At 71.2% G+C, this 14,043-nt stretch carries 11 protein-coding genes and 1 tRNA gene; 6 read left to right on the top strand and 6 right to left on the bottom strand.

The window, feature by feature from the left end; translation table 11 throughout:
* Nucleotides 1-31: 31 nt before the first annotated feature.
* Genes IGS67_RS07635 through IGS67_RS07610 form a run of 6 tightly spaced genes read right to left on the bottom strand, consistent with a single transcriptional unit; the run spans nt 32 to nt 7,326 of the window.
* Complete coding sequence (locus IGS67_RS07635) at nt 32-1,804, bottom strand: serine/threonine-protein kinase (RefSeq protein WP_192279339.1); 1,773 nt, start codon at nt 1,802-1,804, stop codon at nt 32-34.
* Nucleotides 1,801-3,249, bottom strand: a complete 1,449-nt coding sequence (locus IGS67_RS07630) for a peptidoglycan D,D-transpeptidase FtsI family protein (protein ID WP_192279337.1) — start codon at nt 3,247-3,249, stop codon at nt 1,801-1,803. Before IGS67_RS07630 ends, IGS67_RS07635 begins: the two co-directional genes overlap by 4 nt.
* Nucleotides 3,246-4,724, bottom strand: coding sequence for an FtsW/RodA/SpoVE family cell cycle protein (locus tag IGS67_RS07625; protein ID WP_192279335.1), 1,479 nt, complete (start codon nt 4,722-4,724; stop codon nt 3,246-3,248). Before IGS67_RS07625 ends, IGS67_RS07630 begins: the two co-directional genes overlap by 4 nt.
* Before the next feature lie 22 nt (nt 4,725-4,746).
* Nucleotides 4,747-6,099 carry a PP2C family protein-serine/threonine phosphatase gene (locus IGS67_RS07620; protein WP_192279333.1) on the bottom strand — a complete coding sequence of 451 codons (1,353 nt, stop codon included), beginning with the start codon at nt 6,097-6,099 and terminating at the stop codon, nt 4,747-4,749.
* A 5-nt stretch (nt 6,100-6,104) separates the two neighbouring features.
* Nucleotides 6,105-6,605 (bottom strand): FHA domain-containing protein FhaB/FipA, encoded by a 501-nt coding sequence (locus tag IGS67_RS07615; protein WP_192279331.1) that lies wholly within the window; start codon nt 6,603-6,605, stop codon nt 6,105-6,107.
* A gap of 10 nt (nt 6,606-6,615) precedes the next feature.
* Nucleotides 6,616-7,326, bottom strand: coding sequence for an FhaA domain-containing protein (locus IGS67_RS07610; RefSeq protein WP_192279330.1), 711 nt, complete (start codon nt 7,324-7,326; stop codon nt 6,616-6,618).
* A gap of 218 nt (nt 7,327-7,544) precedes the next feature.
* Here IGS67_RS07610 and IGS67_RS07605 point away from each other — a divergent pair.
* From IGS67_RS07605 to aspA, 6 genes are all read left to right on the top strand, one after another.
* Nucleotides 7,545-7,627 (top strand) — tRNA-Leu (locus tag IGS67_RS07605).
* A 384-nt stretch (nt 7,628-8,011) separates the two neighbouring features.
* On the top strand, nt 8,012-8,677 hold the full coding sequence (locus IGS67_RS07600) for an SPFH domain-containing protein (RefSeq protein ID WP_192279329.1): 666 nt from the start codon (nt 8,012-8,014) through the stop codon (nt 8,675-8,677).
* Between the two features lie 285 nt (nt 8,678-8,962).
* Nucleotides 8,963-9,772 carry a succinate dehydrogenase cytochrome b subunit gene (locus IGS67_RS07595; protein ID WP_235977977.1) on the top strand — a complete coding sequence of 270 codons (810 nt, stop codon included), beginning with the start codon at nt 8,963-8,965 and terminating at the stop codon, nt 9,770-9,772.
* Complete coding sequence (locus IGS67_RS07590; protein WP_192279328.1) at nt 9,769-11,733, top strand: fumarate reductase/succinate dehydrogenase flavoprotein subunit; 1,965 nt, start codon at nt 9,769-9,771, stop codon at nt 11,731-11,733. Before IGS67_RS07595 ends, IGS67_RS07590 begins: the two co-directional genes overlap by 4 nt.
* Nucleotides 11,730-12,479 (top strand): succinate dehydrogenase/fumarate reductase iron-sulfur subunit, encoded by a 750-nt coding sequence (locus IGS67_RS07585; protein WP_192279327.1) that lies wholly within the window; start codon nt 11,730-11,732, stop codon nt 12,477-12,479. Before IGS67_RS07590 ends, IGS67_RS07585 begins: the two co-directional genes overlap by 4 nt.
* Before the next feature lie 107 nt (nt 12,480-12,586).
* Nucleotides 12,587-14,041 carry an aspartate ammonia-lyase gene (gene aspA / locus IGS67_RS07580; RefSeq protein ID WP_192279326.1) on the top strand — a complete coding sequence of 485 codons (1,455 nt, stop codon included), beginning with the start codon at nt 12,587-12,589 and terminating at the stop codon, nt 14,039-14,041.
* The last annotated feature ends 2 nt before the right edge of the window (nt 14,042-14,043 follow it).

Raw genomic sequence — 14,043 nt, 5'->3', positions numbered from 1 at the left:
CCGGCAAGGATGCGGGGTGCTTCGTGATCCACTAGTCGTCCTTCGTCGTCGGGGGGACCGCCCTACGGTCCCGGGCCGCTCGCGCGACCACGGCAATCTTGTCATCAGTTCGGAGGCTCGGTGCGCCGAGGCCGCTGGGCGGGAGCACGAACGGTACGAGGAGCGCTGCTGACGCCGGTCCGGCTGCCCCGAGGAGTGCCGCCACGATGATGATCGCGACGAGGACGAGCAGCCCCACGAGCGGCCACGAGAGGTTCCCGAGCCGCAGACCCGAAGTCCCGCGCGGCACTGAGGGTGGCGCAGGAACCGGCGGCGGCGACGTCGCACGACGTGATGCGGGCGATGCCGCAGCGGTCGGCGACCACCCGGGCGATGCGCCAGGGCGGGCCGGGATCGACGTCGCACCGGGTTCCCAGCCGCCGGACTGCCGCGTCGCGCGCGCCGCCGGGCCGTCGTGCGCGCCCCGGGCCGGGGGTGTCGTCACGTCCACGGGCGGCGGCGGAGGCGTCGGCCGCGGTGGACGGGGCGCCGGCGGGACCGGCGTCGCCGCAGCAGCACCGGCATCCGGCGTGACGGCGGCGCCGCGCGCCGTCCGCACAGGACCCGACTCGACGTCCGACGGCAGCTCGACAGCGGTGCGTGGTGCCGGCGGGCCGGGCCGTCGGTGAAGCATCGCGCGCGTCGCCGCCGCAGCGGGGACGACGACGGGCACCGCGGCCGACGCCGCAGGACCCGCAGGCTCAGCGACCACGGGGGCGGGGTCCGACGGCCGCGCGTGCAGTTCGCGGCGCGTGCGCGGCGCGAACGAGGGCGGCATCGTGCCACCCAGCGACGGAACCGCTGCCGGCGCCGGGTCAGCCGCTGCCGCCGTCGAGGCGGGGACACCGGCCGACGCTGACGACGGCGACACCGTCGACGCGACGCTCCCGCCCGACACCCCATGACGGGCAACCCGGTCCGTGAGGTGACCCAACGGGTCGAGCTCGGAGACACGCGCGAGCTCGTCGAGGCGCAGCGCGAGCGCCGCCGCCGAACGGGGACGCTTCTCAGGATCCTTCTCGAGCATCTGCATGACGAGCATCGCGAGACCCTTGTGCACCGTCGACGGAAGCGGCGGGACCGCCTCGTTGACGTGCGCGACCGCGATGTCGACGGCCGTCGCCCCCGTGAACGGCCGGTGCCCGACGAGCGACTCGTACGCGACGATGCCGAGCGCATAGATGTCGGACGCCCCCGTCGCAGCACGCCCGATCGCCTGCTCCGGCGACAGGTACTGCGCGGTGCCCATGACCATGCCGGCGGCCGTCATCGGCACCTGGTTGGCCCCGAGCGACACACCGAAGTCCGTGATCTTCACCGTGACACCGTGCTCGAGCAGGATGTTGCCGGGCTTGACGTCACGATGGACCACACCGCCGACGTGGGCCGCATGAAGGCCTCGGGCCGCCTGCGAGAGGATCGGCAGCAGGCGTCGTAGCGGCAGCACCGGCTCCCGCTCGAGCAGGTCGCTCATCGGCTCGCCGACGACGAGCTCGAGGATGAGGAAGCCCGAGCCGTCCTGCTCGCCGTAGTCGAAGAGCTGCGCGATGTTCTCGTGGCTGAGGCCCGCCGCGTTGCGCGCCTCGGTGCGCAGACGCTCGAGGAAGTCCTCGTTGCCCGCGTACTCCTCCTTGAGCACCTTGGCAGCGACGTCGCGCGCGAGCGACTGGTCGTGCGCGACCCACACCTCACCCATGCCGCCGACGGCGATCTGCCGGACGAGCCGGTACCTGTTCCCGAGGACGAGCCCCGCCGTGGGCCTCATCGCAGACCCGCCTCGAGCACCTTGCGCGCGATCGGTGCGGCGACCGCGCCGCCCGTCGCCTCCGAGCCCATCGAGCCACCGTTCTCGACGAGGACGGCGACCGCGATCTGGGGCGAGTCGGCTGGGGCGAAGCCCATGAACCACGCGTGCGGCGCAGCATCCTTCGTCGTCTGCGCCGTGCCCGTCTTGCCCGCGACCCGGATGCCCGGGATCCGGGCCGCCGTGCCCGAGCCCGACTCGACGACACCGACCATCATCTCCGTGAGTGCGCGCGCGGTCGTGCCCGACACCGCACGTCCCGCGCTCGACGGATCCGCCTCCGAGACGACGTCGAGGTTCGCGTCGCGCACCCGCTCGACGAGGTACGGCTCGAGGCGGTCGCCGCCGTTCGCGATCGCCTGCGCGACCGACGCCATCTGCAGCGGTGTCGCCGCGATGTCCATCTGACCGATCGAGCTGAGAGCGAGCTCAGGAGCCGTGAGGTCCGCCGGGATGCGCGACGCCGCGACCGGGATCGGCACGGACGAGCGCTCGTTGAAGCCGAACGCTTCGGCGGTCTTCCGCAGCTGCTCCTGGCCGACCTCGCCACCGAGCATCGCAAAAGCCGTGTTGCACGAGATGCGCAGCGCGTCAGCGAGCGTCTGCTCGCCCGTCGGCGAGCAGCGCGAACCACCGAAGTTCTGGAGAACCGACGTCGACTGCGGCAGGGTGAACGTGTCCGGCGCCGGAATGACCGTGTCCGCCTGGTAGGCGCCCGACTCGAGCGCCGCCGCCGCCGTGAGCACCTTGAACGTCGACCCGGGCGGGTAGACGGACGACGTCGCACGGTTGCGCAGCGGGTGCGAGTCGTCCGCGAGGAGCTCCTGGTAGGCGTCGTTGACCTTCGACGAGCTGTGCTTCGCGAGGCGCGCCGGGTCGTACGTCGGCGTCGACACCATCGCGAGCACCGCCCCGGTCCTCACGTCGAGCGCGACGACCGCGCCCCGCTGGTCGCCGAGCGCCTCCGTCGCCACCTCCTGGAGCTTGCGCGCCAGTGTGAGCTCGACCGAGCCGCCCCGCTGCTGATGCCCCGTGACGAGGTCCTGCATGCGCCGCAGGAAGAACGAGTCCGCCGTGCCGTTGAGGACCTCGTTCTCCGCACGCTCGATCCCGTCACGTCCGAAGACGATCGAGAAATAGCCTGTGACGTGGGAGAACAGGGGTCCGTCGGTGTATGTGCGCTGGTACCCGAACGCGTCGTCCGACGGCACGGACGAGACGACCGACTCACCGTCGACGATGATCGGCCCGCGCGACACCCCGAACTCACGGTAGATCGACCGGACGTTCCGTCCGTCCGCGTTGAGCGAGGGTGCCTCCCTCACCTGGATGTTCGTCGCCGCGACCATGAGCGCGAGCAGGAGGACGATCGCGACGGTCGACACACGGCGGATCGCGTCGTTCACCGGATCACCTCCGTCGCCTGAGTGTCGGGCTCAGGACCCGGGTAGGGGACCGCGTCGTCGGGCTCGTCGTCCGCGTCCTCCTCGGGCGTCGCCGACGCCTCGTGGATGACGGGAGCCGAGCCGCCGCGCACCGGCAGCGGCGCCGGGCGCCGCGCGGCGTCCGAGATCCTCAGGAGGATCGCCACGATGATCCAGTTCGCGAGCAGCGACGAGCCGCCGTACGCGAGGAACGGCGTCGTCAGACCCGTGAGCGGTATGACGCGCGTGATGCCGCCGACGACGACGAAGACCTGCCACGCGATGACGAACGCGAGACCCGAGGCGAGAAGCTTGCCGAAGCCGTCACGCACGCCGATCGCCGTACGGAAACCCCGCTGGACGAGGATCACGTAGAGCATGAGGACCCCGAGCAGCCCCGTGAGGCCAAGCTCCTCACCGAGCGCCGCGATGATGAAGTCCGACTCCGCGAACGTCACGAGGTCCGGGTGCCCCTGGCCCCAGCCCGTGCCGAACAGCCCGCCCGACGCGAGACCGAAGAGACCCTGGACCAACTGGTACGAGCCGCCGGGCGCACGGTCGTAGATCGCCGGGTCCATCGGGTTGAGCCACACGTCAAAACGCGCCGCGACGTGCCCGAACGTCTTTGCCGCGAGAGCCGCCCCGCCCGCGAAGAGCACCATGCCGATCGCGATCCACGAGATGCGTTCCGTCGCGACGTAGAGCATCGCGACGAACAGCCCGAAGATGAGCAGCGACGTGCCGAGGTCCCGCTGCAGCACGAGGATCGCCAGACACACCGCCCACACGACGATGAGCGGGCCGAGGTCACGTGCACGGGGCAGCTGGACGCCCAGGACCCGCGGACCGGCGAGCGCGAGCGTGTCACGGTTCGTCACGAGGTATCCCGCGAAGAAGATCGCGAGCGCGATCTTCGCGAGTTCCGCCGGCTGCAACGAGAACCCGGCGACCGAGATCCAGATGCGCGCGCCATAGTTCGCGACGCCGAGCCCCGGCACGAACGGCAGGACGATGAGTCCGATCGCGAGCACCATCGCGAGATAGGCACGCTTGCGGAGCACCCGATGGTCGCGTAGGACGACGAGCACGACGGCCGCCGCGACGACCCCCACCGCTGTGATGCCCAGCTGCTTGCCGGCGAGCTCCGACGTGCGGCCGCTCGCCTGCTCGGCAAGGTCGAGGCGGTGGATCATCGCGAGCCCGATGCCGTTGAGCGCCACCGCGACAGGAAGGATCACCTGGTCCGCGAACGGCGCGACGCGGCGCACGAGGAGGTGCAGCGCCGTCGCGAGGACGATGAGACCAGCCGTGCTGAGGTAGAAGTCCGCGGGCAGGGTGTCGTTCATGGCGAGCTCGACCTGGGCGAACGCGCCCATGCCGAGGACGACCGCGCCGACGAGGAGCCCCAGCTCCCGCGCGCGGCCCGTCCTCGTGGTGCCGGGCTCGACAGTGGCCATCACGCCGCCCTGAAGATCCGCGTCATGACGTCGAACCACCGTCGGATGGCGTCGCCGAGCCGCCGGCCGGCGTCGTCGGGTCGATCGTCGGCGTCACCGTCGGCGTCGCCGGGGGAGTCGTCGGCGTCACCGCCTCGACCGCGAGCGACAGGGCGTGCGTGTGCGCGGCGACGAACGACGGCTGATGGATCGTCGCGCGCAGCCGGTCCGCCTTGAACGGGTCGAGGTCGTCGACGCGCGTCTCCGTCGTCATGACGACGTGCGAGAGCGACAACGGACCGAGGTCCTGCGGGATCCCGCGGAAGATCGCGACACGACCGTCGTCGACCCCCAGGTAGTACTGCGTCTGCGTCCACGCGTACGCGCCCCAGCCAGCGCCGCCGAGCACGACGAGCGTCACGAGCGTCCACAGGGCACGCGCAACCGTGCGCCGCCGCCGGCGGGGCAGGGCGGAAGCGTTCGCCTCGACGTCCTCGACGGGCGCGTCGGCCGCGGTTTCCTCAGTTTCCGGCGCCGCCGTCGCTGCGACGAGCGCGGCAGCCTTCGCGGCAGGGCTCTCCGCCGCTGCAGACGGCACGTCACGCTCGACCGCCGCAGCCCCGGCGACCTCGATCGTCGACGTCGGCTCGACGCCCGCAGGCGGAGCATCACGGTCGATGATGTCGGCGACGATGCACGTGATGTTGTCCGGCCCACCGGCGCGCAGCGCCAGCTGGACGAGCCGCTCCGTGCACACGCCAGGATCGTCGATGTCGGCGAGCGTCGACTGGATCGTGTCGTGCGAGACATACCCGGACAGGCCGTCCGAGCACAGGAGCCACCGGTCGCCCGGCCGCCCCTCACGCATCGACAGATCCGGTCGCAGGCCCAGACCGAAGTCGCACAGCACCCGCATGACGACCGACCGCTGCGGGTGGACCTCCGCCTCCTCGGGCGTGATCTTGCCCGTGTCGACGAGGTGCTGGACGAACGTGTGGTCCGTCGTCACCTGCGTAAGGTCACCGTCGCGCAGCAGGTACGCCCGCGAGTCGCCCATGTGCGCCATCGCGAGCATCGACCCCGCACGCAGGAGCGCCGTCACCGTCGTCCCCATGCCCGAGAGCTCAGGCTCCGCCGTCGAGCGGGCGACGAGCGCCTGCTGCGCCTCGTCGACAGCCCGCTCGAGCTCGGTGACCGCGTCGTCCGCGCCGAACGAGTCGTCGTTGAGCGGAGCGAACGTCGCGACCGCGATCGACGACGCCACATCACCTCCCGCATGCCCACCCATGCCGTCCGCGACGACGAGAAGGTTCGGACCCGCAAAGCCGGAGTCCTGGTTGTTCGATCGCACGAGCCCGACGTCAGAACGAAGGGCGTAGCGCAACGCGATGGGCACGGGGGTCACCTCTGCAGCTCGAGGACGCTCTGACCGATGCGCACGGGCGTCCCGACCGCAAGGACGAGCGGTTCGACGAGGCGTTCCGAGCCGACGAACGTGCCGTTCGTCGACCCGAGATCCTCGACGACCCACTGGTCGCCCTGCGGGAAGATCCGTGCGTGGCGCGAGGAGGCGTAGTCGTCGTCAAGGACGAGCGTGCACGCCGCCGCGCGGCCGATGAGGATGGCCGACGCCCCCAGAGGGATCGTCGTACCGGTGAGGTTGCCGTCCGTGACGACGAGACGCGTCGCACGCGCCTCACTCGGGCGAGGACGCGGCTCAGGACCGTTCGACGGCGCCGTCGACGTCGTGACCCGTGACCGCTGGCCGCGGTGCTCCGTCGCACGCGTCGAGACGCGCGTGCCGTAGATGTCACGGCGGAGGACGCCGATCGCGACGAGGACGAACAGCCACAGCGCGGCGAGGTAGCCCAGCCGGAGCAGGGTGATCGTCAGCTCGCTCATGAGGTTGTGGTCACCGGTCCTGGGCGTCGTGGGGCGCGGACCCGGTCCAGAACATGATCCTGGTCCGGCCGATCGTCAAGGAGTTGCCGTCGAGCAGGGTCGCCGCAGGCACCTGGTGCCCCTCGACGAACAGGCCGTTCGTCGAGCCGAGATCCGTCGCGACGACGCCTTCGGGCGTGATGCGGATCTCGAGGTGACGGCGGCTCACGCCCGGGTCGTCGACGACGATGTCCGCCTCCGAGCCCCGGCCGATGACCGTCACCGGACCCGTGAGCAGGTAGCGCTGGCCGTCGATGTCGACGAGCGGATGCCGCGAGCTCGGGCTCGCGGACGCTGGCGCGACCGCACCGCGCACAGTCCGGGACGTGAGCTCGAAACGGCCCGGCGTGACGTCGTCGTGCAGCTCGAACGTCACCGTGACCGGGCCGACGAACGCGTAGCCCTGCGACGCCGCATGATCCGTGACGTTCGACGCGAGCTCGTCCGCGAGCGTCTCCGCGCCCCACTGCTCGATGCGGTCGAAGTCGTCGGGCGCGAGCGCGAACGTGAACTCGTTGGGGACAACCGTGCGGTCACGGTCCACCGCAGCAGCCTTGTCGTCCACCTCGCGGCGCAGGGCGCTCGCCAGCTCGACAGGCTTGAGCTCGGAGCGGAAAGCGCGGGAGAACGCGGTGCTGACGACCTTCTCCACGCCCTTCTCGAAGCGGTCCAGGACGCCCATGGCACCTCCATCCCCAGCTGTCGTCCGGCGCGCTCGCAGCGGGCCGGGGCCGTCGTCAGGCACGACGGACGCGCTTGCATCGTATCGGCGGACGGCACTGGACGGGGCCTGAACACGTGGACGGCCTGTGCCGATCACGTGCGTCGCCGCCGTTCGGACGCGTGATTCGGTGGCGCCGCGCGGACCGTGCTAGCCTTTCGAGGCTCGCAAGAGTGCTCGCGTGAGTGGCGGAATGGCAGACGCGCTGGCTTCAGGTGCCAGTGCCCGCAAGGGCGTGGGGGTTCAAGTCCCCCCTCACGCACGCGAGATCGAAGGCCCCGGACCCCTCGGTCCGGGGCCTTCGTCGTGCAGGGCTCCAGATTTACCCTCGTGCCTCGCGACCAGCTTCCAGTACGGTCGACCTGCCGGCCCCTCGGGGAGCGGCCGCGGCCGGGTACGGACCAGCGGTCCCGCACGTCACCAGGGTCGGTACGCGTGCTCACGCACGCGTGGCAAGGCGCTCTCAACGCCCAGGGTTCAACTCCCTCGGCCGTCGCCCGGCCGACCACCCCCGCCCACGGCCCTGCGGGCCGCGACCACGTGTCGCAGCCCCCGCCACGGCGGGACGGCCGGGCGGCGGCCACAACCTCGTCCTGCGCGACCGCGCTGGACCCACCGCTGAGCCGATCCGAAGGGGGTCGCCCACATGTTCACCCGTCACCTCACCGTCCAGCCCGACGAGAAGGTGCTCGCGTTCCGCGACGGCTCCCTCGTCGACGTCCTCGGTCCCGGCCGGCACGCACGGCGCAGCCGCACCGTCGTCGTCCGCGTCGACATGCGACGCCGGCTCCTCGTCCTCGCGCCGCAGGACGTGCTCACCGCCGACGGTGTCGGAGTGCGCGCGACCGTCGCCGTCCGCTGGCGCGTCGTCGACCCTGTGGCCTTCCACGGTGCCTCGGCCGACGCCGAGGCGGAGCTCCACCTCGCCGCGCAGCTCGCGCTGCGGAACGCGATCGCGGAGGTGACGGCCGACGACGTCGCGTCCCGGCCCGCCGCCGTGAGCACGGCCGCGCTCACTGCGGCGGTCGCCCCCGCCGCCGACGGCATCGGCGCCGAGGTCGTCGACGTCGTCCTCCGCGACGTCATCCTGCCGCCCGTCGTGCGCGACGCTCGCACGGACCTCGTCGCCGCCCGCACGCGCGGCCAGGCGCGCCTCGAGGAGGCGCGTGCCGAGACCGCCGCGCTGCGCGCACTCGCCAACGGGGCCCGGCTGCTCGAAGAGCACCCCGCACTCGCGCGCGTGCGGCTCGTCGAATCGGTGACGCCCGGAGCGCAGGTCGTCCTCCACCTCGGGGACGACGCGAAGGCCTGACGCCCGACGGACGAGGCCGCCCGCACCCTCGGGTGCGGGCGGCCTCGTCGTCTGCGATCCGTCGCTCAGCGTTCCGACGGATTGATGGGTTCCCCCGTTCGATGGGGGAAAGCCGTCAATCCGTCCACGAGCGTGGGCGCAGGTTGTCAACCCGTCGATACGGGCGGGTCGGGAGCGCGGTCCCAGCCGGGCACGGACCCGGCCGTGCAAACCCCGGGCCTTGCGTCCCACGAGAACGCTGAAAGCGCTCCTTAGGTTGGTGAGAGAGACCACAGGAGGAACCCGATGGCCGATCCGCAGGACGTCAAGGACGCCGAGCCCGCCCCCGCGCCCACCGAGCGCCGACCGCTCCCGGGAGCCGAGCCAGCAGCCCTCACGACAGGCCGCGTCCGCGACGCCCGCGTCCGGCCCGCCCCCAAGGTCCCCTCCTGGGTGCTAAAGATCATCATGGCGGTCACCGGCACGGTCTTCGCGCTCTTCGTGCTCGTCCACATGATCGGCAACCTCAAGATCTTCATGGACCCCGAGCACCTCAACACCTATGCGTACTGGCTGCGCACCGCGTTCGAGCCGCTCCTGCCGTACGAAGGCCTCCTGTGGATCATGCGGATCGTGCTGCTCGTGTGCCTCGTTGCGCACATCGCCGCCGCCGTGATGATCTCCTCCCGCGCCCGCGCGTCACGCGGCACCCACAAGCGCCGCGGCATGACGAACCTGCGCTCCTTCGCCGCCCGCAACATGCTCGTCACCGGGACCGTCCTGCTCGCGTTCATCATCTTCCACCTGCTCGACCTCACCCTCGGCAAGGCCGTCGCACCCAGCGGCTACCAGCACATCGAGAACGGCCAGGCCTACGCCTACGAGAACGTCGTTGCGAGCTTCTCCCGCTGGCCCGTGGCCGCGTTCTACATGTTCGCGCTGCTCGTCCTCTTCGTGCACCTCGCCCACGGCCTGTGGACCGTCGTGCAGGACCTCGGCGCGACCGGGCGCCGCACCCGCGCCGTCGGCCTCTTCCTCGCCGGAGCGATCCCCCTCGCGATCCTCCTCGGCAACATCCTCATCCCGATCGCCGTGCTGACAGGAGTCGTCAAGTGACCACCGAGTTCCACGCGCCCGACGCCGTCGTCGAGGGCGTCGAGACCGGCAGCATCCTCGACGGCCAGGTTCCCGACGGCGACCCCCGCACCGCCTGGGAGCGCCGCCGCCTCGGCTACAAGCTCGTCAACCCCGCCAACCGGCGCAAGTTCCGCGTCATCGTCGTCGGCACCGGCCTCGCCGGCGCCGGAGCCGCCGCCGCGCTCGGCGAGCTCGGCTACGACGTCCACGCGTTCACGTACCACGACGCCCCGCGCCGCGCGCACTCCGTCGCCGCCCAGGGCGGCATCAACGCCGCCCGCGCCCGCAAGGTCGACAACGACTCCGTCGACCGCTTCGTCATCGACACCGTCAAGGGCGGCGACTTCCGCGGCCGTGAGGCCGACGCCTTCCGCCTCGGCGAGGAGTCCGTCCGCGTCATCGACCACCTCGCCGCGATCGGCGCACCCTTCGCACGCGAGTACGGCGGCCAGCTCGCCACCCGCTCCTTCGGCGGCGTCCAGGTCTCCCGCACCTACTACACCCGCGGCCAGACCGGCCAGCAGCTGCAGATCGCCAGCGCCCAGGCGCTCCTGCGCCAGGTCGACGCCGGCACCGTCAACCTCCGCACCCGCCACGAGATGCTCGACCTCGTCGTCGACGACGGCCGCGTCCAGGGCGTCGTCATGCGCAACCTCCTCACCGGAGAGATCACCGCGCACACCGCGCACGCCGTCGTCCTCGCGACCGGCGGCTACGGCAACGTCTTCTACTTCTCGACGCTCGCGAAGAACTCCAACGCCTCCGCAGCGTGGCGAGCCGTCCAGCGCGGCGCGCTCCTCGCGAGCCCGAGCTTCATCCAGTTCCACCCGACCGCCCTGCCCGTCTCGAGCCGCTGGCAGTCCAAGACCATCCTCATGAGCGAGTCGCTCCGCAACGACGGCCGCATCTGGGTGCCCGCCAAGGCCGACGACACGCGCGCCCCCGGCGACATCCCCGAGGACGAGCGCGACTACTACCTCGAGCGCAAGTACCCGGCCTTCGGCAACCTCACCCCGCGCGACGTCGCCTCCCGCAACGCGCACGAGCAGATCCAGGCCGGCCGCGGCGTCGGCCCCCTGAAGAACTCCGTCTACCTCGACTTCCGCGACGCCATCAAGCGCGTCGGGAAGAAGAAGATCGCCGAGCGCTACGGCAACCTCTTCGAGATGTACACCCACGCGACCGGCGAGGACCCGTACACCGCCCCCATGCGCATCGCGCCCGGCGCCCACTTCACCATGGGCGGCCTGTGGTCCGACTACGACCAGATGACGTCCGTCCCCGGGCTTTTCGTCGGCGGCGAGGCCGGCTGGGGCTACCACGGCGCCAACCGGCTCGGCGCGAACTCGCTGCTCTCCGCATGCGTCGACGGCTGGTTCACGCTGCCCTACTCCGTGCCGAACTACCTCGCACCGCTCCTCGGCACCGAGCGCCTCCCCGACGACGCCCCCGCCGTCACCGAGGCCGTCGAGCGCGCCGAGGCGCGCGTCGCCAAGCTGCTCGCCATCCAGGGCGAGCACGGCCCCACGTACTTCCACCGCGAGCTCGGCGACATCCTCTACGAAGGCTGCGGCGTCGTCCGCACCCAGGAGTCGCTCAGGACCGCGCTCGGCAAGATCCGCGACCTCAGCAAGCGCTTCTGGACCGAGCTGCGCGTCCTCGGCGACGAGGACCGCCTCAACCAGGAGCTCGAGAAGGCCGGCCGCGTCGCCGACTACCTCGAGCTCGCCGAGCTCATGTGCATCGACGCCCTCGACCGCGAGGAGTCGTGCGGCGCTCACTTCCGCGCCGAGCACGAGGCCGACGGCGAGGCGCTCCGCGACGACGACCTCTGGGCGTTCGTCTCCGCCTGGGGCGTCCCCGGCGACGGACGGTTCGTCCGCCACGCCGAACCCCTGACCTTCGACGCCGTCCCGCTCACGAGGAGGAACTACAAGTGAGGCTCACCCTGGAGGTCTGGCGACAGACCGACCCCGCGGACGCCGGCCGCTTCGAGACGCACGTCGTCGACGACGCCACCCCCGAGATGAGCGTCGTCGAGCTCCTCGACCGCCTCAACGAGTCCCTCGTCGAGGACGGGCGCGAACCCTTCGCCTTCGAGTCCGACTGCCGTGAGGGCATCTGCGGCGCGTGCGGCGTCACCGTCGACGACCGGCCCCACGGCCCGCAGCCGAACACGCCGTCGTGCCACCAGCGGCTCTCGTCGTGGACGGACGGCCAGACGGTCCGCATCGAGCCCCTGCGCTCGGGCGCCTACCCCGTCGTCCGCGACCTCGTCGTCGACCGCTCCGCGCTCGACCGCATCGTCCAGGCCGGCGGCCACGTCGCGATCCAGGCGGGCACCGCGCCCGACGCCGACACGACACCCGTCGACCACGCCCTCGCCGAGATGGCCCTCGACTTCGCAGCCTGCATCGGCTGCGGCGCCTGCGTCGCCGCGTGCCCCAACGGGGCCGCGCACCTCTTCGTCGGGTCGAAGCTCACGCACCTCGCCTCCCTGCCCGGGGGACGCGAGGAACGCGGAAAGCGTGCCCGCGCGATGATCGCCGAGATGGAGCAGGACTTCGGTCCGTGCTCGTCGTTCGGCGAGTGCGCCGACGTGTGCCCCGCCGGCATCCCGCTCGCCGCGATCGCGGCCGTCAACCGAGAGAGGATGAGGGTGGTGCTCCGGGGCAAGAACGACTGACACCTCTCCCGGGCGACAACGACGTCGCCCAGCCGATCCGGCAGTGTCGCCGGACCTCGCCCCGTGCCGAGCACCGACGCTTGTGTACGGACGAAACGGAGAAAAAGATGTCTGAGCAGTACCGCACCGAGGTCGACCTCCTCGGACCCAAGGACGTGCCCGCCGACGCCTACTACGGCGTCCACACCCAGCGGGCCGTCGAGAACTTCACGATCAGCACCACGCGCATCGGGGACGTCCCCGAGTTCGTGCGCGCCATGGTCCAGGTGAAGAAGGCCTCGGCCCTCGCCAACAAGGACATGTACACCCTGCCCGCCGACGTCGCGGACTCGATCGTCGCCGCGTGCGACGCGATCCTCGACGAGGGCAGGTGCATGGACCAGTTCCCCATCGACGTCTTCCAGGGCGGCGCGGGAACGAGCGTCAACATGAACACCAACGAGGTCGTCGCGAACCTCGCCCTCGAGCTCCGAGGACTCCCCAAGGGCACGTACGACGTCATCAACCCCAACGACCACGTCAACCAGTGCCAGTCGACGAACGACGCGTACCCGACGGGCTTCCGGCTCGCCGTCCACGCCGTCGTCGAAGATCTCATGGCCGAGCTCGGACGCCTCGCCGAGGCGTTCGACGCGAAGGGCACCGAGTTCGCGGACGTCCTCAAGATGGGCCGCACCCAGCTGCAGGACGCCGTCCCCATGACCCTCGGCCAGGAGTTCGGCGCGTTCGGGCTCCTCATGCGCGAGGAGATCCGCTACCTCGCACGCCAGATCGAGCTGCTGCTCGAAGTCAACCTCGGGGCCACCGCGATCGGTACCGGCATCAACACGCCCCTCGGCTACCCCGAGCGTGCCGTCGCCCGGCTCGCCGAGGTCACCGGCCTGCCCGTCGTCTCCGCCGAGAACCTCATCGAGGCGACGAGCGACACCGGCGCGTACGTCGCCGTGCACGCGGGACTCAAGCGCGTCGCCGCCAAGCTCGGCATGATCTGCAACGACCTGCGACTGCTGTCCTCCGGCCCGCGCGCAGGGCTCGGCGAGATCAACCTGCCCGAGCTCCAGGCCGGCTCGTCGATCATGCCCGCGAAGGTCAACCCCGTCCTGCCCGAGGTCGTCAACCAGGTGTGCTTCAAGGTCGTCGGCAACGACGTCACCCTCACCATGGCGGCCGAGGCCGGACAGCTCCAGCTCAACGTCATGGAGCCCGTCATCGCCCAGTGCGTCTTCGAGTCCGTGTCGCTCCTGCGCAACGCCGCCCGCTCGCTGCGCGAGAAGTGCATCGACGGCATCACCGCGAACAAGGAGGTCTGCCTCGCCTACGTCATGGGGTCGATCGGCATCGTCACGTACCTCAACCCCGTCATCGGCCACCACAACGGTGACCTCGTCGGCAAGGAGTGCGCGCGGACCGGCCGTTCGGTGCGGGAGGTCGTCCTCGAGATGGGCCTCCTCGATGAGGCGACGCTCGACGAGATCCTCTCGCCCGAGAACCTCATGCGACCGCAGTACAGCGGTCACCTCTACACCCCCGACGACGTGACGAGGCAGGTGGACGCACGATGATG

The sequence above is a fragment of the Flavimobilis rhizosphaerae genome (assembly GCF_014852685.1).
Taxonomy (GTDB): Bacteria; Actinomycetota; Actinomycetes; order Actinomycetales; family Cellulomonadaceae; genus Flavimobilis; species Flavimobilis rhizosphaerae.
The sequence above is the reverse complement of the archived record's forward strand: the minus strand, read 5'-3'. Positions and strand labels throughout refer to the sequence as shown.

Excerpts from the sequence above, each read along its gene's own strand:
- IGS67_RS07635 (WP_192279339.1), bottom strand. The coding sequence starts at position 1,804 with ATGAGGCCCACGGCGGGGCTCGTCCTCGGGAACAGGTACCGGCTCGTC.
- IGS67_RS07625 (WP_192279335.1), bottom strand. The coding sequence starts at position 4,724 with ATGGCCACTGTCGAGCCCGGCACCACGAGGACGGGCCGCGCGCGGGAG.
- IGS67_RS07615 (WP_192279331.1), bottom strand. The coding sequence starts at position 6,605 with ATGAGCGAGCTGACGATCACCCTGCTCCGGCTGGGCTACCTCGCCGCG.
- IGS67_RS07610 (WP_192279330.1), bottom strand. The coding sequence starts at position 7,326 with ATGGGCGTCCTGGACCGCTTCGAGAAGGGCGTGGAGAAGGTCGTCAGC.
- IGS67_RS07600 (WP_192279329.1), top strand. The coding sequence starts at position 8,012 with ATGTTCACCCGTCACCTCACCGTCCAGCCCGACGAGAAGGTGCTCGCG.
- IGS67_RS07595 (WP_235977977.1), top strand. The coding sequence starts at position 8,963 with ATGGCCGATCCGCAGGACGTCAAGGACGCCGAGCCCGCCCCCGCGCCC.
- aspA (WP_192279326.1), top strand. The coding sequence starts at position 12,587 with ATGTCTGAGCAGTACCGCACCGAGGTCGACCTCCTCGGACCCAAGGAC.